21 protein-coding genes are annotated in these 22,431 nt (G+C 59.2%); 5 read left to right on the forward strand and 16 right to left on the reverse strand.

Going from position 1 to position 22,431, the window contains the following annotated elements; all coding sequences use genetic code 11:
* Nucleotides 1–14: 14 nt before the first annotated feature.
* Nucleotides 15–1,985, reverse strand: coding sequence for a putative bifunctional diguanylate cyclase/phosphodiesterase (locus KP808_RS13160; RefSeq protein ID WP_230016240.1), 1,971 nt, complete (start codon nucleotides 1,983–1,985; stop codon nucleotides 15–17).
* A 247-nt stretch (nucleotides 1,986–2,232) separates the two neighbouring features.
* Between KP808_RS13160 and KP808_RS13165 the strand changes: the two genes are divergently transcribed.
* Nucleotides 2,233–3,231, forward strand: a complete 999-nt coding sequence (locus KP808_RS13165; protein WP_230016241.1) for a nucleoside hydrolase — start codon at nucleotides 2,233–2,235, stop codon at nucleotides 3,229–3,231.
* Between the two features lie 18 nt (nucleotides 3,232–3,249).
* Here KP808_RS13165 and KP808_RS13170 read toward each other — a convergent pair whose 3' ends face one another.
* Together KP808_RS13170 and KP808_RS13175 are read right to left on the reverse strand one after the other, a co-directional pair.
* On the reverse strand, nucleotides 3,250–3,942 hold the full coding sequence (locus KP808_RS13170; protein WP_002553487.1) for a hypothetical protein: 693 nt from the start codon (nucleotides 3,940–3,942) through the stop codon (nucleotides 3,250–3,252).
* Nucleotides 3,943–4,080: 138 nt separating this feature from the next.
* Nucleotides 4,081–4,980, reverse strand: a complete 900-nt coding sequence (locus tag KP808_RS13175) for a LysR substrate-binding domain-containing protein (RefSeq protein WP_057402386.1) — start codon at nucleotides 4,978–4,980, stop codon at nucleotides 4,081–4,083.
* Nucleotides 4,981–5,119: 139 nt separating this feature from the next.
* Between KP808_RS13175 and KP808_RS13180 the strand changes: the two genes are divergently transcribed.
* Both KP808_RS13180 and KP808_RS13185 read left to right on the forward strand, forming a co-directional pair.
* Nucleotides 5,120–6,463, forward strand: coding sequence for an MFS transporter (locus KP808_RS13180; protein ID WP_230018860.1), 1,344 nt, complete (start codon nucleotides 5,120–5,122; stop codon nucleotides 6,461–6,463).
* A gap of 18 nt (nucleotides 6,464–6,481) precedes the next feature.
* Nucleotides 6,482–7,756: a glucarate dehydratase family protein gene (locus KP808_RS13185; RefSeq protein ID WP_230016242.1), complete on the forward strand. Its 1,275-nt coding sequence runs from the start codon at nucleotides 6,482–6,484 to the stop codon at nucleotides 7,754–7,756.
* Nucleotides 7,757–7,772: 16 nt separating this feature from the next.
* Here the strand turns inward: KP808_RS13185 and KP808_RS13190 are convergent, their stop codons facing one another.
* From KP808_RS13190 to nac, 13 genes are all read right to left on the reverse strand, one after another.
* Nucleotides 7,773–9,437 carry a PqiB family protein gene (locus KP808_RS13190; protein WP_230016243.1) on the reverse strand — a complete coding sequence of 555 codons (1,665 nt, stop codon included), beginning with the start codon at nucleotides 9,435–9,437 and terminating at the stop codon, nucleotides 7,773–7,775.
* A 106-nt stretch (nucleotides 9,438–9,543) separates the two neighbouring features.
* Nucleotides 9,544–10,377, reverse strand: coding sequence for an ABC transporter substrate-binding protein (locus KP808_RS13195; RefSeq protein ID WP_230016244.1), 834 nt, complete (start codon nucleotides 10,375–10,377; stop codon nucleotides 9,544–9,546).
* A gap of 65 nt (nucleotides 10,378–10,442) precedes the next feature.
* Nucleotides 10,443–11,171: an amino acid ABC transporter ATP-binding protein gene (locus KP808_RS13200; RefSeq protein ID WP_193601305.1), complete on the reverse strand. Its 729-nt coding sequence runs from the start codon at nucleotides 11,169–11,171 to the stop codon at nucleotides 10,443–10,445.
* A gap of 19 nt (nucleotides 11,172–11,190) precedes the next feature.
* A complete protein-coding gene (locus KP808_RS13205) occupies nucleotides 11,191–11,931 on the reverse strand; it encodes an amino acid ABC transporter permease (protein WP_122281010.1) in 741 nt (246 codons plus the stop codon).
* A gap of 6 nt (nucleotides 11,932–11,937) precedes the next feature.
* The gene (locus KP808_RS13210; RefSeq protein ID WP_060411793.1) at nucleotides 11,938–12,639 is read right to left on the reverse strand and encodes an amino acid ABC transporter permease; all 702 of its coding nucleotides are present in this window, start codon (nucleotides 12,637–12,639) and stop codon (nucleotides 11,938–11,940) included.
* Between the two features lie 121 nt (nucleotides 12,640–12,760).
* Complete coding sequence (locus KP808_RS13215) at nucleotides 12,761–13,513, reverse strand: SDR family oxidoreductase (RefSeq protein WP_057420503.1); 753 nt, start codon at nucleotides 13,511–13,513, stop codon at nucleotides 12,761–12,763.
* 128 nt (nucleotides 13,514–13,641) lie between these two features.
* Nucleotides 13,642–14,412, reverse strand: a complete 771-nt coding sequence (locus KP808_RS13220; protein WP_058402883.1) for a LamB/YcsF family protein — start codon at nucleotides 14,410–14,412, stop codon at nucleotides 13,642–13,644.
* Nucleotides 14,413–14,416: 4 nt separating this feature from the next.
* Nucleotides 14,417–14,824 (reverse strand): biotin/lipoyl-containing protein, encoded by a 408-nt coding sequence (locus KP808_RS13225; RefSeq protein WP_230016245.1) that lies wholly within the window; start codon nucleotides 14,822–14,824, stop codon nucleotides 14,417–14,419.
* Nucleotides 14,824–15,795, reverse strand: a complete 972-nt coding sequence (locus KP808_RS13230) for a 5-oxoprolinase subunit C family protein (RefSeq protein WP_230016246.1) — start codon at nucleotides 15,793–15,795, stop codon at nucleotides 14,824–14,826. Before KP808_RS13230 ends, KP808_RS13225 begins: the two co-directional genes overlap by 1 nt.
* Nucleotides 15,792–16,457 carry a 5-oxoprolinase subunit PxpB gene (gene pxpB / locus KP808_RS13235; protein WP_058409502.1) on the reverse strand — a complete coding sequence of 222 codons (666 nt, stop codon included), beginning with the start codon at nucleotides 16,455–16,457 and terminating at the stop codon, nucleotides 15,792–15,794. Before pxpB ends, KP808_RS13230 begins: the two co-directional genes overlap by 4 nt.
* Nucleotides 16,454–17,806, reverse strand: a complete 1,353-nt coding sequence (gene accC / locus KP808_RS13240) for an acetyl-CoA carboxylase biotin carboxylase subunit (RefSeq protein WP_230016247.1) — start codon at nucleotides 17,804–17,806, stop codon at nucleotides 16,454–16,456. The genes pxpB and accC overlap by 4 nt, the downstream gene beginning before the upstream one ends.
* Before the next feature lie 54 nt (nucleotides 17,807–17,860).
* The gene (locus KP808_RS13245) at nucleotides 17,861–18,307 is read right to left on the reverse strand and encodes an acetyl-CoA carboxylase biotin carboxyl carrier protein (protein WP_002553473.1); all 447 of its coding nucleotides are present in this window, start codon (nucleotides 18,305–18,307) and stop codon (nucleotides 17,861–17,863) included.
* Nucleotides 18,308–18,422: 115 nt separating this feature from the next.
* Nucleotides 18,423–19,334, reverse strand: a complete 912-nt coding sequence (gene nac, locus KP808_RS13250; RefSeq protein ID WP_230016248.1) for a nitrogen assimilation transcriptional regulator NAC — start codon at nucleotides 19,332–19,334, stop codon at nucleotides 18,423–18,425.
* A 276-nt stretch (nucleotides 19,335–19,610) separates the two neighbouring features.
* Here nac and KP808_RS13255 point away from each other — a divergent pair, with 276 nt between their 5' ends.
* The gene (locus KP808_RS13255; RefSeq protein WP_230016249.1) at nucleotides 19,611–20,819 is read left to right on the forward strand and encodes an aspartate transaminase; all 1,209 of its coding nucleotides are present in this window, start codon (nucleotides 19,611–19,613) and stop codon (nucleotides 20,817–20,819) included.
* Entirely contained in the window at nucleotides 20,791–22,389 is a 1,599-nt protein-coding gene (locus KP808_RS13260) for an MFS transporter (protein ID WP_230018862.1), read from the forward strand. Before KP808_RS13255 ends, KP808_RS13260 begins: the two co-directional genes overlap by 29 nt.
* Nucleotides 22,390–22,431: the final 42 nt, after the last annotated feature.

Here is a 22,431-nt window from a genome sequence, read left to right on the forward strand (position 1 = left end):
TCAAGCGCAGTCGATCAGATCCGGCACGAAGCTGCATAACCGAAGGTGCGCTCTTCATCCGGCGTTTCGATCCACACCAGGGTTTGTTCAAAACTGATCGGTGGACTGTAGAAATAACCCTGCACCATCGTGCACCCAAGGCTGGTCAGTGCATTCAGCTCATCCTGCGTCTCGACGCCTTCAATCACGCAGCCAAGAGACATGTCCAGACTCAAGGCAACCAGCGATTTCACGATCTTGTAGCTCGCCGGATTGTCATGCACACCGGTTACAAAGCTGCGGTCAATCTTCAGCTTGGTCAGCGCCAGCGCGTGCAACTGACTGAGGCTGGAGTACCCGGTGCCGAAATCATCCAGCGAGATACCGCAACCCAGTTGCCGGAACTGTGCAATAGCCTGCTGTACCTGGGCAATGTCCTGCATGACCGCCGTTTCGGTGATTTCCAGATCGAGCCGTGAGGCATCGAAACCGCTGTTTTCGATGATCTCGACAATGGTACTGACACTTTCCCAGGTCGCGCAGTCGTGCGCCGACAGGTTGAACGACAGTCTGATGGGCGCCGGCCATGACAAGGCCCTCTTCAATGCATGAGTCAACAAGGGTGCGGTGAGCTTGTTGATCATGCCGATTCGCTCGGCAATCGGAATGAAATGCGCAGGCGATACCGAGCCCAGTTCCGGACTTTTCCAGCGGGCCAGAGCCTCGAAAGCCACCGTTTCGCGTGTGCAGCTTTCAATGATCGGCTGAAACAGCACGTAGAACTCGGTCTCCAGATTGGCGCGCCGCAATGCCTGCTCGGTTACGCCATCGGCGTGCAACTGCTCGCGGTGGCTGGCGGAGAACAGGCAGGTAGTTCCGGGATTATGGTTTTTGCCCTGATAAAGCGCGTAGTCGGCAAACTCGAACAGTTGGGTGGCATTGTCTGCGGTGGCCGGGAACGTAGCGAACCCCAGAGTTGCGCCAATCTGGATGGGCATGTCCGACAGCTCGAAGCTTTCATGCATGAGTTCACACAGGTGTTTACCAAACGCCAGCAATGCGTCGTTGCTGATATCACCCTTGATAACCAGAGCGAACTCGTCACCGCCCAGTCGCGACACATGCACTGTATCGCTGGAGGCACTGGTCAGGCGTTCGGCTACCAGCATCAGCAGGCGGTCGCCGGTACGATGCCCATACAGGTCATTGACTGGCTTGAACCCGTCCAGATCCAGCACCCCGACCGCCAGCCCGGTTTGCTGCGCCAGCGCCTCCTGCATGGCCGTGTCCAGTGTCTGAAAGAACTGTCGGCGGTTGGGCAGCCCCGTCAAACTGTCCTGATTGGCCAGCAGAAGGTTCTCATTGCTCAGTTGCTCGGTTCTTATCTGCACATTCACCAGGCTGGTGAAATCGCGGTATTGATACTGAAGAATGATCAGCATGCCAATCGACACCAGCACGATGTTCACTGCTGTGGCGATGAAAGTAATGTTGTGCGTCGACGCGAAAAAAATAACAAACGCAGTGTTGACCACAACTGCAGTGGTCAACGCCGCAGGCCGCAAGTGCATCATGCAGAAGATGCAGACAATCACGGTGATGCCCATGAAAAATGCCACGTGCGCCTGGGCATAGGCATCGCCATAGGGATAAAGCGACAGCGACCAGGCGGCGAAACCGGCAGCGATCACGCCTGCCAGTCCGTTGGTCCCGCGCAGCGTCGCCAGAATGGTGGTTGGCGCGGGTGGCGGCCGGTTTACCGTGAGCAGCCACTTGCGCGCACGAATAGCGCAAACAATAGTGAGCAGCGCCGGAACCAGCAGGGTCAGCCACATCGGAGCAGTTGCCCAATGGGTGAATGCCAACGCCCAGGTGTTGACCAGCAGCACGAAATACATCAATGGCAGCTGTCGGGACAGCGCAACGTATTGGGCCTGCAACAGCCTGGGATTATCAGCGGGTACAGACATCACGGTGCGCAAGGCACTCACTAGTTTTTTCAGCATCGCAAGGCTTCTCTGTCACTACAGTCAAAGCACACGTGGCTTGCTGCTCATCATGTGAGCCAATTAATGATCGGCCCACTTGTCATGCTCTCGGCAGGTGTGATTAATTCTTTACGGTAAAACCGATCCATGCGTCGGTTTAATGGAAATAAACAGGCGATACCCTTTTCGAGCAGGTGCTCGGGTATATCCAGAACGCTTGCAAACTCCTCTTTTCAATCGTCCCCTATGGGCAGGGAGCATTACCATGAACAGGAAAGTCATTATCGATACGGACATGGGCTGGGACGACGTACTGTCCATCGCCTACCTGATGAAAAGACCGGACATCGACATAGTCGGTATCACGGTCACTGGATGTGGCGAAACGGATCTCGGCTGGGGCGTCATCATCGCGCAGCATTTACTGGGCATTGGCAACCGTCTCAGTACTGTTGTGGCAAAAGGCACCGATACACCACTTGAGTACGACAACCGGTTTCCTCAACCATTCAAAAACGATATGAATGACATCATGGGCCTTCTGGGAACGCTCAATCCGGCTGCCTTGCCGGCGTTATCAAACCTTCCCGCGTGGGAGTTCATGTATCAGACCGTGAAGAACAGCCAGGATAAAATCACTGTTCTTTCACTGGGTGGCTTTACCAATATTGCGAAGATGCTTTCACTGAGTAATCAGCCCGCAGACTTCCAGATGATCGAGCAGATTGTCGCCATGGCGGGCGCTGTCTATGTTGACGGCAACGTCGCCGCCTTGAACGGCGCTCAAAAGGAGTGGGATCAGGGTGAGGCCTACAGCAGTAACCACTATGCAGAATGGAATGTGTTCGTCGATCCTGTCGCGGCCAATACCGTTTTTCAGTCGAGCCTGCCGTTGACCCTGGTTCCGCTGGACGTCTGCAACCAGGTCATTCTCGACGCCAGCTACTCGCAAAAGATTACGGCGAGCGACCCTGTCGCCACGCTGGTCAGGCAAGTGCTTGAAACCAAATCAGGCACGCACGCCGAAGGTTACCCGGTACCGATATTCGATCCGCTGGCAACCATGCTGATGGCAGGCGGCATTGAAGCGACGAAAGTTGATGAGCAGTTTCTGTCCGTAAATACGAACATCACGCCGCAGGACAATCACTGCGGACAGATACAACTACAAGGCAGCGGTTCACGAACCATCACATCCGTGCAGGGTGTGTCGCAGTTCGCGTTCAGCAAGAACTTTGCTCAGGTCATCAACAACCAGGTTTGAACCAGGCATGACCTTGGCTCAGTTCGCCGCCACCTGAGCGCGGTCGGCCTGCATGACCAGCGCCTTGAGCGACGCATCGAATTGTTTCAGCGCATTGACCTGCAGCTCACGCTGCTGGTCAATCTGTGCGGCAATTTCCGGAGCAGCTTTGCCCTGCACCCAGACCGAGGTCATCTCCTTGACCACCTCACCTTCTGCCTTGCCGATGTATTGCAGATTGGTGTCATAAAACCGGGCCATGAACCGCGCTTCGACCTGACTATTGCGCTTGCTTACCAGGCGGTTATAGGTGTCAAGCATCACCACCACGTCGGGGCGCGCTTTCATCAGCGCGTCGAGGTTGTCGTAAACGGTCACCGAAGCGAACTCTTTCTGCAATGAGCCCACCAGCCAGTCGGTTGCGAGTTTCGGGTCCGAACTGCTGATGAATGCATTGCGGATGCGCGAATCGAGCGCGCCGTTCTGTCCGCTCCTGAGTGCTACCGAGTGATAGTTGTTCAGGTACTGGAGGTTACTGACGGTGTTTTCGCTATACAACACGCCCACTGACTGAGTGTGTTGCAGACTGGAGGCGCTGTCGGCCACCGGCATGAAATGGCAAGACTGTTCGGAGACCGTAGAGACTGACGAGACGGCAGCATTGGCTGGCGCAGTGAGCATCATGCTGGTGCTTAGCACAGCAGCAAACGTCAACAGGTTAAACATTCTCATCGCGTCGTCTCCCTTTGGAGCAGGTGGCTATGGCGCCATCCTCCTCCTTTGCCGGAAAAACAGAACTTGCCTTGCTTGATGATGACTATCGACTGAATGAATGATAGTTGATGCCAACGCACTGCAAGGTTTTTCGCGTCAATTTTCATCCGCCCTGACAGCCGCGCGAATGGCCTTGAGCAGCATCCGGGACGCCGGATTGTCATTATCGGCACGCCAGACCAGATGCAACTCGCTCTGCACGCCCTCGCCCAGATCAATGTCACGAAAAACGACGTCCTTGAACACCACATTGGTCGCACAGCGCGGTACCAGTGCCAGGCCCATACCGGCGTTGACCAGCGCCAGAATAGTCAGTGACGACCCAAGCCATTGGACATATTCCGGGGCAACTCGTGCGGAACGAAACATACCAGTCAGCAGTTCGTTGAACGGTGGGTACGCCGAGTGCGAATACATCAGAAATGGCGCGCCCTCCAGATCAGCCACCGTAACTGAATCAGCGTGAGCCAGCCGATGATTGCCCGGCACCGCCAGCACGAATGGCTCTCGCACCAGGCATTCGCTCTCGTAGCCCGGCTGAAACAGCGGCGCTCGCACGATACCCAGATCAATGCGTCGCGCCCTGAGTGCTTCGTGCTGCTGATAGGTGTTCATTTCAGTCAGGGAAATCTTCACCTGTGGCTGCTTCAGCCGCGCCTCGGCGATCACTCGGGGCAGAAATTCGTACACCGCGCTGCCGACAAAACTGATGGTCACCGAACCAATATCGCCTTCGGCAAAGCGCCGCGCGGAGATGGCTGCCTGCTGCGCACGCTCCAGCAAGGTCTGCGCTTCAATGAAGAACGCCCTGCCCGCTGCGGTCAGGGCCACACTGCGGGTGCTGCGCGTGAACAGCTCGACACCGAGATTGTGCTCGAGTATCTGGATTTGCCGGCTCAGCGGCGGCTGGGTCATGTTGAGCCGTTCGGCGGCGCGCCGGAAATTGAGTTCCGTGGCCACCGTGGTGAAGCAGCGCAGCTGAGAAAGCTCGAACATTGATCCACTCCCGGTATCAATCAAGTCACTAACTGGATTGGACGGGAATAATACACCCCCTCATGATCGACTCATCCCCAAAAAAACAATGAATGGGAGTCGCCTCTTGAATACCGTCTCTGGCACTACGGACCCCACGGTGCTTGCCCGTGCGGCCTCCAAGGTGAAACGCCACGTATTGCCGCTGTTTGTGGTGATGTTCATCGTCAATTACATAGACCGGGTCAATATCGGTTTTGTACGCAGCCATCTGGAATCCGATCTGGGCATCGGTGCGGCGGCCTACGGGCTGGGCGCCGGATTGTTCTTTGTCGGCTACGCACTGTTCGAAGTGCCTTCCAACATGCTGTTGCAGCGCTACGGTGCCCGTGCCTGGCTGACCCGCATCATGTTCACCTGGGGCGCGGCCGCGATGGCCATGGCGTTCGTTCAGGGTGAAACCAGTTTCTACGTGCTGCGTTTCATTCTGGGTGCCGCCGAAGCTGGCTTCTTTCCCGGCATCATCTATTACTTCACCCAATGGTTGCCTTCCAGCGATCGCGGCAAGGCCATGGCGCTGTTTCTCAGTGGCTCGGCAATCGCCTCGGTGATTTCCGGCCCGGTGTCCGGCGCTCTGCTGGGCATCGAAGGCCTGAGTCTGCACGGCTGGCAGTGGATGTTCCTGATCGAGGGCTTCGCTTCCATAGTGCTGTGTGGATTCGTCTGGTTCTGGCTGCAATCACACCCGCATGAAGCCACCTGGCTGAGCGACGAAGAAAAAGCCGCACTCAGCACCGCCATAGCCGAAGAGCAACGTCTGCGCGAAGCAACTCAAACCGTCAGGCCGTCGGTGTTCCGCTTGCTGGCGGACCGGCAGATCCTGCTGTTCTGCTTCATCTACTTTTCGGTGGCGCTGACCATTTACGGGGCTACCTTCTGGCTGCCAAGCATGATCCGCAAGATGGGCAGTTTCAGCGACTTTGAGGTCGGCCTGTTCAACTCGGTGCCGTGGATCATCTCGATTGTGGCCATGTACGGCTTTGCCGCACTGGCGGCACGCTTCAAGCACCAACAGGCCTGGGTCGCTGTCACGCTGGTGATCGCCGCCGTCGGCATGTTCATGTCCACCATTGGTGGTCCGGTGTTTGCTTTTGTCGCCATCTGTTTCGCAGCAATCGGTTTCAAGGCCGCATCGGCATTGTTCTGGCCGATCCCTCAGGGCTATCTGGACGCGCGCATTGCCGCAGCGGTCATTGCGCTGATCAACTCCATCGGCAACCTCGGCGGCTTCGTCGCGCCCACTACGTTCGGTTTTCTGGAGCAGACCACCGGTTCGATTCAGGGTGGCCTTTATGGGCTGGCTGCCACCTCGTTACTGGCTGCCGTCGTGATTTTCTTTGCTCGCACCACCCCGCGTGGGGATCTGCGCCGCCCGTCCAGAGATGAGCCAGCCACATCGCACCGCGCCGTCGTGCCTGGCACCCCTTCCAGCCTCAAACCCTGATCACCGGGAGACCGCCCTTTGAAAATCATACGTGTGACCGTAACCCCAATCGCCTTTCGCGATCCGCCGCTGCTCAACGCCAGCGGTATCCATGAACCTTTCGCCCTGCGCTCAATCATCGAAGTGGAAAGCGACAACGGTTACATCGGCCTCGGCGAAAGCTATGGCGACGCCCCGGCGCTGGCCATTCAGCAACAGGTGCAGAACCAGTTGATCGGGCTCGACCCGTTCAACCTCAATCAACTGCGCAGCATCGTTCAGGCGACGGTTGCGGCACACAAGCCTGCCAGCCTCGCCGGTGCTGAACTGGCACCGGGTTCGCACGCCAGCAAAGCGGTAAGCAACGCTTATTCAGCATTCGAGGTGGCGTTTCTGGACCTGCAGGCACGTTCCATGAACCTGCCTTTGGTGGACCTGCTCGGCGGTGCCATTCGTGACCAGATACCCTTCAGCGCCTACCTGTTCTTCAAATACGCGCAGCATGCCGATGCGCCTTACCCGCCCGACAGCTGGGGTGAAGCGCTCAGCGAAGAGCAGATCGTTGCTCAGGCACGGCGTATGATCGAAGCCTATGGCTTCAAAAGCATCAAGCTCAAGGCCGGTGCGCTGGAGCCGGAACACGAGGTGTCGTGCATCAAGGCGCTGAAAAAAGCCTTCCCCGGCTACCCGCTGCGTATCGACCCCAACGGCAACTGGTCGCTGGAAACCTCGATTCGCATGGCAGAGCTGCTGGGCGATGACCTGCAGTACTACGAAGACCCGACCCCTGGTCTGGATGGCATGTCGGAATTGCACAAGCGTACCGGCCTGCCACTGGCGACCAACATGGTCGTGACCGATTTCGATGAATTTCGACGCAGCGTGGCCCTCGACAGCGTGCAGATCGTACTCGCCGACCACCATTACTGGGGCGGCCTGCGCGACACCCAGGCGCTGGCGAAGATGTGCGACACCTTCGGCCTCGGTGTGTCGATGCACTCCAACTCGCATCTCGGGATCAGCCTCATGGCCATGGCCCACGTCGCTGCGTCCGTGCCCAATCTGGACTACGCCTGCGATACGCACTACCCGTGGCAGGAACCGGATGAGGAAGTCATCAAGGGCGGCAAGCTGCCGATTGTCGACGGCTGCGTCAGCATCACCCGCGCGCCGGGCCTGGGCCTTGAGCTGGATTACGACCAGCTTGGCAAGCTCAACGATCAGTACCACAGCTGTGGCATTCGTCAGCGCGATGACGTGAAGCAGATGCAGAAGTATCAGCCGCAATGGAAGGCCGTAAAACCAAGGTATTGAGCACGTTTTGGCAGCGTCAGTCAGACCGTGGCGCAGAACTGGCCGGCGGGTAGATACTCGGCGCATCCTGCCGGGTGCGACCACGGATCAAGGCTTCGGGGTTGCGGCTTATATAATCGGTCAGGACCCGCACCGAGCGGGCCGTACGTTGAACCTCGTCCATCGTCCGGCTGACCTGCTGGCGTACCGGCGAGTCTTCTGCAAGGGCCGCCCCGGCTATCTCCATCGTGTTTCGGGACTGCCCCAGAACAGTGTGAAGTTCAGGCATCACGTCCGCGTTGAACAGCTTGAACGTCTTGTGCGCTTCGTCAAGGCTGCCATTCAGATTGCCGGCGATCTCCTGCACCGGCAGTTTGCTGACCTTTTCAACGATCAGTTGTACCTGCTCCTGCATCTTCTCCAGTTCTCCCGGTACCGTGGGGATTATCAGCGGCCGTGCGTTGACATCGAATTGAACCGGCGCAGCGTTGGCAAAGAAACCCAGAGAAACATAAAGCTGCCCGGTCAGCAGGCTCGCACTGCGAGGCTGCGCGCGCAGCCCCTGTTTGACGAAGTCGGCGATCAACTGCGCGGTACGCGAATCGTCGGGTGTGCCCAATGTCTCTACGATCTTTTCGTTGGCCTGCCCAAGGCGGTCCGGGTAGATAACCGCCCCTACAATGCTGGAAAAAGACTTGCTGGCCGCATCGTAGTCAAGATCGACGGAGACCACTCGCCCCAGATTTATGCCCATGAACTCGACGGGCGAATTGACTTCAAGGCCACGCAAGGACTGCTTGAACATCATGCGGATATAACCCGGCTCGCCATCGGGCGGTGACAGCGCCTTTTGCTGATCTTCGAACAGCTTGAAACGTGCATGCTCTGCAGCCCTTGGCGCGCTCGAACCGTATCCCGGCTCAACGAAGGCCACACCTCCGGCCAGTAACGTCGAAACCGATTCAGTCTTTATCTTCAGCCCATCGGCATCAACCGTCAGACCAATACCGCTGGCGTTCCAGAACCGTGTATCGGTGGTCACAAACCGGTCGTTGGGTGCATTGATGAAAATTTCCGCATCCACACCTTTGCCATCCTCGGACAAATGACAGGCAACCACTTGACCGACTTGAATGCGCCGATAATAGACAGGAGAACCGACATCGAGTGAGCCCATGTCCTCGGCGTGCAGGGTAAAACGTGTGCCTTTTGCGCCAAACGTGAGGGGTGGTGGGCTTTCCTGACCAATAAAGTGTTTTTTCGGGTGCTCGGACGTCCCGCTGTCTGCTGCGATAAACGGCCCGGAAAGCAGGGTATCCACGCCGGAAACGCCCTTGGCCCCGATACGCGGGCGCACCACCCAGAACATGGAGTCCTCGGCAGTGAAGGCACTGGCGTCGGCATTCAGATCCACTGTCGCCACAACACCCGTACGGTCTTTGCTGAGGGCGACGGCCGACACCTCGCCGATCACGACATTTTTGACCTTGACCCTGGTCTTATGCGCTTCAAGCCCTTCGGCGCTTTGAAAACTGATGAAGATTCTCGGCCCTTTCGACAGTGAACTGCTGATCAACAGCGATACGCATACCAGAGCAGCAATCACCGGAATCAGCCATACCGGCGAGGCACCGAATCGCCTTTTTCCAGTGATTGAAGCGCCAATTGTCGATGCAGAAACAGAACCTGAGCGATCAGACATTTTTTCCTCTGAGGCGCCCACACGGGGTCATGCCGACGGTTAATACTGTCGGCAGAACTCTGAACGTCGACTATCAATAAACCCTCAAGGAAATATCAAGATTTGATCAAGGCAGCGGGTCGAACTTCAATTCGCTGAGGCTTTGCACCTTGTCTTCACGAACCATTTTGTATTCGGTATTCGGGCCGATCCACTGCGCCCAGATCGCGTCGATTTCACCTGCCGCTTCCATCGCGCGTAGCGATTCGTTGACCTTGGCCAAAAATGCCGGCTCGCCCTGACGCATGCCGGCACCGATAGGCTCCAGCGCCATCGGTTCCTTGGCAATTGCCAGCTCCACACCACTGGCCTTGGCCTGCCCGACCAGCTTGATCGCGGTCATGGTGTTGGTCACCAGGCCCACCACTTTGTTCTGTTGCAGCGCCATGTAGGCAGAACCGGTGTCCTGGAAGGTCACAGGCGTAGCATCAGCCAACCGAATCGACTGTTCGGACGTAGAGCCTTTGGTCGAGCTGATGCGTTTGCCTTTGAAAAAGGATTTTGGTTGATCGGCATTGGCGGCGCGCACCACCAGCGTTTCCTTGGCGATGTAGTACGGGTCGCTGAACTGGATCTGGTCGGCGCGGCTCTTGGTATAGGCCAGGTTGGCGAAGATAACGTCCACACGGCCCATTTTGACTTCCGGAATACGCGCTTCGACAGACAGCGGCTTGAGCTCCAGCTCGACGCCCATGTGGTTCGCCAGCGCCTTGCAGAGGTCGACGTCCATGCCTACCAGTTCACGGGTTTTCGGGTCCGGTGCCGAGAACGGCGGCACATCGGCATAGACGCCGCAACTCAGGCTTTTCTTGCTCATCACATCACTGAGCTGATCAGCGTGGGCAACTGCAACAGCCAGTGGCAACAACGCCAGTGCAGCCAGCAAAGACTTCATACACATGGTGAGACTCCTGGAAATGAATTGAGGGATTCGCTTAAACATTCGTTGAAAAAAAGGGCCTGCGCTCAATGGCTGCGCAGATCGGAAATGAAGCGTTGGGCACGCGGGTGTTCAGGCTGCTGAAAGAATGCCTCCGGGCTGGATTTTTCGAGGATCTGCCCCGCATCCATGAACCAGATGGTGTCGGCCACTTCACGGGCAAAATTCATCTCGTGGGTGACGCACATCATGGTCATGCCCTCTTTGGCCAGGCCTTTCATGACGCTGAGCACCTCGCCGACCATTTCCGGGTCGAGTGCGCTGGTGGGCTCGTCAAAGAGCATCACGGGCGGTTCCATGGCCAGCGCCCGGGCAATCGCCACGCGCTGCTGCTGGCCGCCGGACAACTGCGCCGGGTAAGCGCCGGCCTTGTGTGCCAGCCCCACCCGATCCAGCAGTTCCATGGCCCTGGCACGCGCCTCGCCGCTCTTCAGGCCGCGCACTTTGGTCGGCGTCAGGATGATGTTGTCGAGCACCGACAGATGCGGGAACAGATTGAAGCTCTGGAATACAAAACCTACCCGACTGCGCAAGCGATTGACGTTGGCGTCGGTGCCGTTCACGTCGTGGCCGTCAAACAGGATCTGGCCCTGCTGAACATCTTCAAGACGGTTGACGGTACGGATCAGTGTCGACTTGCCCGAGCCCGAGGGCCCGCACAGCACCACCACCTCGCCGCGCTGCACTTCAGCGGTGATGTCGGTCAGGGCCTGGTACTCGCCATACCACTTGTTGATCCTGGAAAACATGATCATCGGATGCATTGGGCAACCCTCAATTATCGGTAGTCAAAGGCCGGGGAACGGCTGCAGGCGACACGTTGCCCTCCCGTTTGCGGGCAATCCGCCGTTCCACCACTGCCGCCAGCCGGGTCAGGCCGTAGCACAGCACGTAGTAGGTGATCGCCAGAATGAAGAACACCTGAAATGGCTTGGTCAGCAGCTGGTTGTTGATCTGATTGGCGGCGAAGGTCACTTCCTGGACGTTGATCACGTAGCCCAGCGACGTTTCCTTGATGATCGAAATGAACTGGCTGATCAGGCTTGGCAAAGCGTTGTACAGCGCCTGCGGCAAGATCACCCAGACCGTGGTGCGCATATAGCCCATGCCCAGTGCGCGGGACGCTTCGTACTGACCCGTCGGCAGCGCCTGAATGGCGCCACGGATGATTTCGCACAGGTAGGCGCTCTGATAGACCACCAGCGTGCAGAGCATGGTGGTGAAGCCGGTGATGTTATGGCCGATCAGCAGCGGGACCAGAAAGTAGGTCCAGAAAATCACCATCAGCAGCGGAATGCCGCGCATCACATAGACCCAGACCGTGGCCGGGTAACGCAGCCAGCGCCACGGCGAAACCCGCGCCAGCGACAGCAGCAGCCCCAGCGGAAAGGCCAGCAACAGCGCCAGCGCCGCCAGCATCAGTGTTGAAACCAGCCCGCCCATCGGGCCATGAGGATATTGGCCGACCAGCAGCAAGGTCCAGTTATCGCGAACAATCGTGAACACATCGAACATCGTCGCCTACCTCGCCATGGCTTTGCTGAAATGCCGGGCCAGCAACGCACCCAGGCCCATCAGCATCAGTGAAATGGCCAGGTAGACCACAGTTGCGACCAGATACGCTTCGAAGGTGCGAAAGGTGTAGTTTTCGACCTCGCGAGTGGCATAAGTAAGCTCGACGACGCCGATGGCCATGACCAGGCTGGTGTTCTTGAACAACAGGACCGTGTGATTGATCAGCGACGGCAGGCAGTTGCGAACCCCTTGCGGCAGGATCACGTAACGCATCGAGCGCACATAACCCAGGCCCAGCGCGCGCGACGCCTCGACTTGCCCGGCCGGAATCGCGCGTAACCCACTGCGGATGTCTTCACTGAAGTAAGCCGCCTGGCAAAGGCCCAGTGCAATGACCGAGAACAGGTATTCGGTGCTGTAATTGGCCAGCCAGATCTGCGTGCTTTCGGACAGCAGCGTCGGAATACCGAAATACCAGAGCATCAGTTGAACCAGGGTCGGCACGTTGCGGTGGTAGGACACATAGCCCGCCACCAGACGCTCGGCGTATTTGTTGCCGGTCAGTCGAATCGACACCAGCAGCAAGGCCACCGCCATGGCCATGCACCAGGCAACAAATGCCAGTTGCAGGGTTGTCTCTATGCCCTTGACGATCAGCTCGGCGTACTCGCCCTGCAGGATCGCTGAAAGATCGAATTTACTCGTCATGGTTGTTCCCATAGACATTCAGCCAGGGCAGAAGCAAGGCACCAGGGGTACTGGTGCGGGTGTCGCGTGGCGGCTGGTGCCGCTCTCGTGATGGGTACAGCGCTTGCAGCGAGGCGCAGTCTCAGCCTTCATAGTCCTGCGGACGCGCGGTCGACAGCCCGCCGGGTACCTGTAACGTCGGGGTGATTTCCATATGGCCGATGTTGACCGCGATGGGCGCAGCGATCACGTAGGCGATTGCATCGGCAATGTCCTTGGCCACAGGCAGCTCATAGCCCTCGATAAAGCGTTTGCGCACTTCCTCGGAATCGCCATGCACATGGGCGAAAATATCCGTGGCCACACGTCCGGGGCAGATTTCGGTCACCCGCACGCGCTTGCCGAACGCATCGATACGTAACTGGCGAGAAAGCATGCTCACGGCAGCCTTGGTGGCGTGGTACGTCGAGTTGCCGCCGAAGTTGTAGGCGGCGGCAATCGAGCTGATGTTGATGATGTGCCCGTTGTCACGCTCGACCATCCCCGGCAACGAAAGCCTGGCGATCTGCAATACCGCGCGCAGGTTCACATCGACCAGCAGATCAATTCCTTCGGCGTCGGCCTTGAGCAGCGAACCGGGCCGGTCGACCCCGGCGTTGTTGACCACAACATCGAACTGATGGGCCTGGAACAATGCGGTCAGACCGGCCAGATCAGTCACGTCAATAGCATGCGCAATGCAGCCGGTGCGCTGCGCCAGGGCCGCCAGCTTGTCTGCACTGCGCGCCAGCGCATGAACCTGCAGACCTTCGGCACACAGCCGTTCGACGACGGCTTCGCCAATGCCGGAAGAAGCGCCGGTGACCAGCGCGGTTTTGTAATCGGAAAAAGGCATGTCGGGGTTTCCTTAAATAAGCGTCGATCAGTCATGCCGCTATTTAATGCTGATCGTCTTGTACCGGACTTTAACGAGCGTCATGGGCAGCGACCAAGACACAATGGTTGTGTGGCAATAAGCTGCGCTTATGACCCGAGCAGCTGTGAAACCGGGGTAATGACACCGCCCTGCTCTTCGATGCTTTGGCGAATGCTGCGCGCCAGCTCCACCGCCCCCGGCGTGTCGCCATGCAACAGGATTGATTGGGCATTGACCGCCACGCGCTTGCCGCTCAGGGTCGTAACCGTGCCGTCCTGCAACAGTTGCGCAACCCTGGCGCGGACCTGCTGCGGGTCCTTGATCACCGCCCCCGCAATGCCACGCGGCACCAACAGGCAGTTTTCGTCGTAGGCACGGTCGGCCAGAAACGTGGTCGCGACTCTCAGGCCGCACGCTTCGGCGGCCTGTTCGATCGCCGCGCTGCTGGATGAACTGATGATCATCCGCGCATCGAAACCGGCGACCGCCTTGACCAGCGGCCTGGCCAGTTCGGCATCGGCCGCGGCCATATTACCCAGCGCGCCGTGGAAGCTCATGTGCGTCACGCGGTATCCGGCAGCGGCTGCAATGCCTGCCAGAGCGCCCAGCTGATACACCACGATGCTGCACAACTCGCTGAGTTCGATGTTCATTCTGCGCCGCCCGAACCCCTGCAGATCAGGAAAACCGACATGTGCGCCGAGATCGATGCCCAAGGCTTTGGCGCGGTGCACGGTGTTGTTCATGATTAATGGATCACCGGCATGAAAACCACAGGCCACGTTGGCCGAGGAGATCAGTTGCATTAGGGCCTCATCCTCACCCATGGTCCAGGGGCCGAAGCCCTCACCCAGATCAGCGTTCAGATCGATGCGCATCGTGTCACTCCTCCAGTTCAATCAGCGGCTGGCCGTAACCGACCCGTTCATGCTCGGCAGCCAGAAAACGCGTCACACGCCCTGCCTGCTGGCTGCGCACCGGCAGATAAAGCAGGCCGATGCGCAACAGGCCCAGCAACTGCCCGACTGCAACGGTGTCGCCGGGTTTTACGTAGCTGTTTTTTTCGTCGGGGTGTCTCGATACAAAAACGCCGGGGTTATCCGCAGCTATTACAAGCGCAGTGGCTGGCGGCTGTTCGACTGCGACGTCCACGTCAGCTCGCGATGCAGGGTTATCCGCACGTACACCGCGTCGGATCAACAACTCGAACCCTGGTCGTTTCAGTTCAAGAACCGTGAGCCCGGCATCACGAATCCAGCCTGCCAGTTGGCGAATTTCATTGATGTTCATCAGCGATGTCCTTGCAGGCCGCGCAGCGCAAGCAAGCGCCGGGCGTCTTCGATGAAGGCGTGATTGGTGTCCAGTGCCTCGACGGCCTCCTCGTAGCTGCATTGCACGAAGCGCACCTTGCTGCCGATGGGGGCCTGACCGAGACGCCACAGGTCGGCTTCGATAACCGTCGCAAACTTTGGATAGCCGCCGCTGGGCTGGGCATCGCGCATTTGCACAATCGGCTGGCCGCCGTGGGGCACCTGAATCACCCCGGGCACAATGCCGTGAGAGCGAATTTCCAGCGCCTCCCTTGGCAATAGGGGCGTACCTTCCATGCGATAACCATAGCGATTGCTTTGCGTGGTGATTTTCCACTCGCCGGCAAAAAATGTTTGTTGGGCTTCAACGCTGAAGCAGTCGAACTCGGCGGCAGGCAGTACGCGTATGGCCGGTAGCTCGTCGATAATCAACGGCAAGGCCGCCGCAGCAGATTGCAGACCAAAATCACCAGCGCGCGGTTGATTAGCCGCACCGGCGGGAATCAGATCGCCCTGCTGCAAGGCGCGGCCCTGCCAGCCACCAAATGCACCGCGCAATTGCGTGCTGCGCGAGCCCAGAACCTGCGGCACATCCACACCGCCCGCCAGGCATAAATAGGCGCGACTGCCCGTCGTTGGGTAACTCAGCTTCAACACCTGATTCTTGCGCGCCTGAGCGATCCAGTTACCCGGCAGTCGCTCGCCATCCAGCCGTGCAGAACAGGCAGCACCGGTGATAGCAAAAGTGCAGTCCTCGACAAAACGCACTTCGAACGGGAACAGTGGAATTTCGATGCCTGCCGCGTCCTCATCGTTGCCCAGCAACAAATTGCCGAGCCGCAACGACAGCGTGTCCATTGCGCCGGAGGTGCCGACGCCGTAGCCTAGGCTGCCATGCCGGCCCAGATCCTGGATCGTCGCCAGTGCGGTGGCGCTGATAACTTCGATCATCGAATGATCCTCTCGATACGCAAGCGCAGTTGATCGCCGGGCTGCAACAGCGCCGGAGGGTTCTGATCAGCGTCGAAAAACACCATTTCCGTGCGCCCTATCGTGTTCCAGCCACTGGGACCAGCCGAAGCGGAGATACCCGTCTGCACGCCGCCGATGGAAACCGAGCCGGCACCGATATCGAGTACCGGCACTTTGCGCCGAGGCGTCGCAAGACGCTGATCCATGCCGCCCAGATAGCAATAACCGGGGTGGCTGCCCAAGGCGTACACCGGGTAAAGCGGTTCGCAGTGCAGATTGGCGATGGTCTCGATATCCAGTCCGGTATGGGCGATGACATCGGCCATGTGCGGTCCGCCGTCACCGCCATACACCACCGGCAACTCGATGATCCGGCCTTGCAACGGCAGCGGCTGGCATTGCTCCCAGGCCTCCAGCAAGCGGGTTTTCAAGCCGGTCAGGTCGCGTGGCGGCGCTGCGAAGGTCAGCATCAGGTTGTTCATGCCCGGCACCGCTTCGCGCACCTGCGGCCAGTCCTTGCTCAGGCTGGCCAGCGCCCATATGCGTTGCTGCGCTGCCAGCTCAAGCTCGCCGGGTGCTTCGAACAGCAAGGCGGTGGTTCCCAGCAAAGTGATTCGTGGCGGCAACTGCTGGAGGGTCATGGCTGGCTCCTTGTCTGTAACCAGCGCTCCAGGTGGTGAATGTCCATGCCACCCTTGCAGAACACCGGGTCCTGCAAAATGTCGCGATGCAGCGCGATGTTGGTAGAGATTCCCTCGACGTGCATTTCGCTCAGCGCCAGGCGCATACGTGCCAAAGCCTCATCGCGACTGGCACCGTGGGTGATGACCTTCGCCACCATCGAATCGTAATAAGGCGGAACGCGATAACCGTGGCTCACATGCGAGTCGACCCGTACGCCAAAACCACCAGGAATCTCCCAGCGGGTGACTAGCCCCGGCGTAGGCATGAAGCTGCGCGGGTCCTCGGCGTTGATCCGGCATTCCAGCGAGTGGCCCGACACGCTGACGTCGGCCTGGCTGAAACTCAGGCGCTCGCCCATCGCCATGCGAATCTGCTGCTGAACGATGTCGATTCCGGAAGTCATTTCCGTGACCGGGTGCTCGACCTGTAGGCGAGTATTCATTTCGATGAAATAGAACTCGTCGTTTTCAAACAGGAATTCGAACGTGCCTACGCCCTGGTAACCGATCTGCCGGCAGGCCAGTGCGCAACGTTCGCCCACTCTGGCCATGAGTGCCGGGTCGATGCCCGGTGCAGGCGCCTCTTCAAGCACCTTCTGATGTCGCCGCTGCATCGAGCAATCCCGCGAGCCGAGCCAGACGGCATTGCCATAGGCATCGCACAGCACCTGGATTTCGACATGGCGCGGCTGCCCCAGAAACTTCTCGATATACAACTCGGGATTACCGAAGGCCCGGCGGGCTTCTTCGCCGGTCAGCGTAATTGCATCAAGCAATTGCTGCTCTTCCTGAACCACGCGCATGCCCCGCCCGCCGCCACCGCCAGCGGCCTTGACGATGACCGGGTAACCAATGTCACGGGCAATTTTCAGGATACCTTGCGGATCGGCAGGCATGCTGGTATCCGGGCCTGGCACGCACGGCACGCCAGCCTCACGCATTGCCCGCTTGGCCGCGACCTTGTCGCCCATCACCCGAATGCAGGCGGCACTGGGGCCGATGAACGTCAGGCCAGCCTGTTCGATGCGCTCGGCGAACGCGGCGTTTTCAGACAGAAACCCGTAACCGGGATGGATCGCCTGAGCACCGGTCAACTGCGCAGCGTAAAGCACGGCAGCCTGATTCAGATAACTCTGCCCCGGCGCGGCCGGGCCTATGCACAGTGACTCATCGGCCTGCCGTACATAGCTGGCATCGCGATCCGCTTCGGAATAGACCGCAACCGTACTCAGGCCCAGGCCTTTGCAGGCGCGCTGGATGCGCAGGGCAATTTCGCCGCGGTTGGCGATCAACACTTTATCGAACATCAAAAACCCCTGATCTGTGAACCCGGAAGGCAGCCGCACGGCCACCCAAGACCTTCAACCGATGCTGAAAAGCGCTTGTCCGGCCTGAACCTCTTCGCCGTTGGCAACCAGAATGGCGGTCACGACCCCTGCCTTTTCAGCCGTCACCGGATGAAACATCTTCATGGCTTCAACCACTGCCAGGGTCTGCCCCACGTCGACTGACGTGCCGACTTCAACGAAGGGCGGCTGGTCGGGCGCCGGGGTCAGGTGCAAGACCCCATACAGCGAGGCGCAGGCCTGAGCCTCTTGCGCATTGGCAGTTGCACTTGCCTGAGAGGAAGCAGCAGCATCGGTTGCAGGCGCTTTCAGCGACGTTGATGCAGATGGACTGACGCCGCTGGCGGCCTCGACCGACTCACGCAGCAAGCGCAACTGCGTATCGCCTTCAGACAGGCTGAGTTCACTCAGGTCCGATTCGGCCATCAGGTCGATAAGTGCTTTGATACGTTCCGGTTTCATGCAAAAGCCCTTGCCTGGCAAAAGAAATGTGGCTGAGGGCAATGTAACGAGAGCGATTTTTGACCGCCAAGACGGTTTGACTGTGGGGTGATAAGCGCCCCTTATGACGCCGGGGTTACTCTGTACGGCGATTGCCGCGCATCTCTGCGACCAGCTCCAGGAGGATGGCCTTGACCGCCTGGGCCGGAACCGAAAGCGGCAAGTGGCCTGACAGGCACAGGGCCAGCGGCGCTTCGATCTCGGGTTCGACGATCCGGCTCAGGTTGACCGCATGCGTATCGGCGAGCACCCGCGCAGCCGACTCGGGAAGAATGGTCGAGCCGAATCGATCCGCTACTGCGGCAGCCAGAGTCGTCGATGATTCGATTTCTGCCACCACCCGGGCACTGCGCTCGATGCGCACAAATGCCTCGTCCACCAGACGGCGGATGGTGTTGTAGGTGCGGGGTAACAGCAGGTCGATATCGGCCAGCTCGGCGAGCGCTATTTCCTCGCAGCCCTGAAGCGTGTCCTGGGCGCTGACCAGATACAGTTGCTCGCGAATCAACGGCACAAAACTCAGGCCATGCACCTCGCGCCCGCCATAAAGAACGGCCATGTCCATGCGTCCGTTCATGATCAGTTCGCTCAGCGTGGTGCCAAAGTTCTCGTTGAGGTACAGGAGAATACCCGGATGACGCTCGCGCACCCGTTTGAGCAACGGCAGCGACAAGGTTGACGCAGCGGTGCCCGGGGCCAGCCCTACCGACACCGGTCCCGACAACGCCAGGCCGCTGGCGTTGACATCACTTTGCGCCTGCTCGCACTGACGCAGGATGACCTGAGCATGGCCGTACAAAACCTTGCCCGCTTCGGTCGGGGTAACGCCGCGCTTGGTGCGGATCAGCAACTGCTGCTGCAACTCGGCTTCCAGCGTCACCAATTGCTGGCTTAACGCAGGTTGTGCGATGTGCAGTACATCGGCGGCTTGGGTCAGGCTGCCGATGTCGACAATTTTCACAAAGTATTTCAAGCGGCGAAGGTTCAAGGTGCTGCACTCCAGAGTCACGACCCCGATGCTTCAGCAAGACACAGGCCAGCTCTGAAAAAACCAGACATAAGCAATTGCTATGTCAGCAACTGCCGAGCGTGTTCGCAACGCATGGATGCCCCCGCAGGCATTGCTCGCCCGCTTTTGGTGCAGCACTGGTTCATCTGCGGTCATAAGCGCTGCCTATCAACCCAGAACAAACTCGTCTTATGGCCTGCACTCTGCAGGCTCGTAACGTATTCCCCGTCAAGGCCATCAACGAGGAATGCCAACGTGACCGCATCTCGCATCGCTGCCCGCGTGCTCCGCATCAAACCATCGCCCAGCAGCGCTGCTGCCGATCGGGCCAATGAACTGCGGCGCGCAGGCAAGTCGATCATCAATCTGGTGGTTGGCGAACCCGACTTCGATACGCCTGCCCACATTTGTCAGGCCGCCTCTGCCGCCATCGAAAACGGTGAAACCCGCTACACGCTGAACGCCGGTACGGCCGCCCTGCGCGACGCGATTGCCGCCAAACTCCAGCGTGAAAACGGCCTGACCTACGCCCCCGGCCAGATCGTAGTCACCAGCGGTGCCAAAGCTGCGATCTTCAATGCCTTCGCAGCGACCCTGGGTATTGACGACGAAGTGCTGATCCCCGCGCCGTATTGGGTGTCGTACCCGGACATGGTGCTGGCCTGCGACGGTCGCCCGGTGACCCTGGCATGCCCCGAAGACAATCAGTTCAAGCTCACCGCCGAGCAACTGCGCCACGCAATCACGCCGCGTACCCGCTGGCTGCTGCTCAACTCGCCGAGCAACCCGACCGGCGCGACCTACAGCGCAACTGAATGGCGGGCACTGGCCGACGTGCTGCTCGACTACCCGGACGTGCTGGTCATGACCGATGATATTTACGAGCACATTCGCTATGACGACACCCCGCTCAGCCATCTGCTGACTGTCGAACCGGCGCTGCGCGAGCGTGTGCTGATCATCAACGGCGTATCGAAAACCTACGCCATGACCGGTTGGCGCATCGGTTACGCTGCAGGCCCCAGCGATATCATCAACGCAATGGCCACCCTGCAATCGCAATCCACCAGCAACGCCTGCTCGGTGAGCCAGGCCGCCGCAGTGGCAGCTCTTGATGGCGACCAGTCGTTTGTCGGCGAGAGCGTCAAGGTCTACAAACAACGCCGCGACCGCTGCCTGGAGTTGATCAACGCGATTGACGGCCTGAGCTGCATCAAGCCCGAAGGCGCGTTCTATCTCTACGTCAATTGCGGCGCACTGATCGGCAAAACCACACCGTCAGGCTCGGTACTGGAAGCCGACACCGATGTGGTCCTGTACCTGCTGGAGAGCCAAGGCGTGGCGGTTGTCGCAGGCACTGCATATGGCCTGGCACCGTTCTTCCGGATGTCTACGGCGACTGCCCTGGAAACCCTTGAAACCGGTTGCACACGCATTGCGACTGCCGTCGCTGCGTTGCGCTGAGCGCCTCGCCATGACCACCCCGAGCCACCCGGCCCTGACCTTCAGACAGGCCCTGCTGGCCATGCTCGGCATTTCACTGGTGCTGATGCTGTCCGCACTCGACCAGACGGTGATCGGCAACGCATTGCCAAGCATCGTCGCGGAGCTCAATGGTTTCGAGCTGTATGCCTGGGTGGCCACTGGTTACCTGCTGGCGTCCATCGTGACCATTCCGATCTTTGGCCGACTGGGCGATTTCTACGGGCGCAAACCATTCGTGCTGGCCGCCACGGTCATTTTCACCCTCGCTTCGCTGGTCTGCGCGCTGGCCGACAGCATGTTGGTGCTGGTCATTGGCCGGGCCTTGCAAGGCGTGGGGGGCGGGATGCTGATCGGTACGGCATTTGCCTGTGTGCCGGAGCTGTTTCCCGACACCCGCCAGCGGCTGCGCTGGCAGGTGCTGCTGAGTGCCATGTTCAGCGTGGTCAATGCCATCGGCCCAGGGCTGGGCGGTTACCTGTCCGGCGAGTTCGGCTGGCGTTCCGTGTTCTGGCTGAACCTGCCGCTGGGCGTGATCGCGTTGTTTTTTGCCTGGCGCTTTTTACCTTGGTATCGCCCGCAAACAGCCACTGCGATCAGGCTCGACTGGATCGGCGCGGTGTTGATTGTCCTGAGCCTGGGCAGCCTGCAATTATTCGTTGAATGGCTCGGTCAGCGCTCTTTGGCGATCAGCCTGCTGTGCGGCGCTGTCACCGTTATTGCCATGACCGGACTTTGGTTCAGGGAGCGCCGTTGCGCATTTGCCTTGCTGCCCGCCGGGCTGTTTGCCAATCGTAGCATCCGCCTGCTGTTCATCATGTCGTTGCTGGCCGGTGCGATCATGTTCACCCTGCTGTTCTACCTGCCGCTGCTGTTGCAGGGCAGCTACGGCTACTCGCCGCAGGACGCCGGGCTGCTGCTGACACCACTGGCCCTGAGTATCACTCTGGGCGCAATCGTCAACAGTCGCATCGTCACGCGCCTGGCAAACCCCAACTGGTTACCGATTGGCGGATTCATTGCCTTGTCGATTGCCTGCATCGCCTTGGCACTGGTCGGACTGCACGCCGGCTTCGCGACCTTGCTGGGTCTGATTCTGCTGGCGGGGCTGGGTCTGGGGTTCATTCTGCTCAACCTCACTGTATTCACCCAGACGCTTGCCGAGCGGCAGTTTCTCGGTATCGCCACAGCACTCACTCAATCGTTGCGACTGGTTGGCGGCTTGCTGGGCACTGCCGCAATGGGTGTGCTGGTCAAGTTGCTGTACGTCGCCAATCTGCAACATGCACTGGCCTCGGCAGGCCAGATGCAGGCAATAGCGCGTCTGGCCGACCCTCAGGTCCTGCTGCAGCACACGCCCACAGATATCGACACCACGTTGCAGCTGGCTCGCACTGCCCTCGCCCATGCAGTCGGTACAGGGCTGTTGATCTGCGCCGCACTGGGCGTACTTGCACTGGTGGTTCTTTCCCGTTTACCTCGCGTCGCGCTGTATCAAGCGCCTCGCACAACGACACCTGAAACGGATTCAGCTGCAAAACACGCCTCTTAAAACAACAAGAAACCTGACTGCCGCCCGACCCTGCCTCTCACA

It is taken from the genome of Pseudomonas savastanoi (genome assembly GCF_020917325.1).
Taxonomy (GTDB): Bacteria; Pseudomonadota; Gammaproteobacteria; order Pseudomonadales; family Pseudomonadaceae; genus Aquipseudomonas; species Aquipseudomonas amygdali.

Coding starts and splice junctions, on each gene's coding strand:
- KP808_RS13160 (WP_230016240.1), bottom strand. CDS start 1,985: ATGCTGAAAAAACTAGTGAGTGCCTTGCGCACCGTGATGTCTGTACCC.
- KP808_RS13165 (WP_230016241.1), top strand. CDS start 2,233: ATGAACAGGAAAGTCATTATCGATACGGACATGGGCTGGGACGACGTA.
- KP808_RS13170 (WP_002553487.1), bottom strand. CDS start 3,942: ATGAGAATGTTTAACCTGTTGACGTTTGCTGCTGTGCTAAGCACCAGC.
- KP808_RS13175 (WP_057402386.1), bottom strand. CDS start 4,980: ATGTTCGAGCTTTCTCAGCTGCGCTGCTTCACCACGGTGGCCACGGAA.
- KP808_RS13190 (WP_230016243.1), bottom strand. CDS start 9,437: ATGTCTGATCGCTCAGGTTCTGTTTCTGCATCGACAATTGGCGCTTCA.
- KP808_RS13195 (WP_230016244.1), bottom strand. CDS start 10,377: ATGTGTATGAAGTCTTTGCTGGCTGCACTGGCGTTGTTGCCACTGGCT.
- KP808_RS13200 (WP_193601305.1), bottom strand. CDS start 11,171: ATGATCATGTTTTCCAGGATCAACAAGTGGTATGGCGAGTACCAGGCC.
- KP808_RS13205 (WP_122281010.1), bottom strand. CDS start 11,931: ATGTTCGATGTGTTCACGATTGTTCGCGATAACTGGACCTTGCTGCTG.
- KP808_RS13210 (WP_060411793.1), bottom strand. CDS start 12,639: ATGACGAGTAAATTCGATCTTTCAGCGATCCTGCAGGGCGAGTACGCC.
- KP808_RS13215 (WP_057420503.1), bottom strand. CDS start 13,513: ATGCCTTTTTCCGATTACAAAACCGCGCTGGTCACCGGCGCTTCTTCC.
- KP808_RS13220 (WP_058402883.1), bottom strand. CDS start 14,412: ATGCGCATCGATCTGAACGCTGATCTGGGTGAGGGCTTCGGCCCCTGG.
- KP808_RS13225 (WP_230016245.1), bottom strand. CDS start 14,824: ATGAACATCAATGAAATTCGCCAACTGGCAGGCTGGATTCGTGATGCC.
- KP808_RS13230 (WP_230016246.1), bottom strand. CDS start 15,795: ATGATCGAAGTTATCAGCGCCACCGCACTGGCGACGATCCAGGATCTG.
- pxpB (WP_058409502.1), bottom strand. CDS start 16,457: ATGACCCTCCAGCAGTTGCCGCCACGAATCACTTTGCTGGGAACCACC.
- accC (WP_230016247.1), bottom strand. CDS start 17,806: ATGTTCGATAAAGTGTTGATCGCCAACCGCGGCGAAATTGCCCTGCGC.
- KP808_RS13245 (WP_002553473.1), bottom strand. CDS start 18,307: ATGAAACCGGAACGTATCAAAGCACTTATCGACCTGATGGCCGAATCG.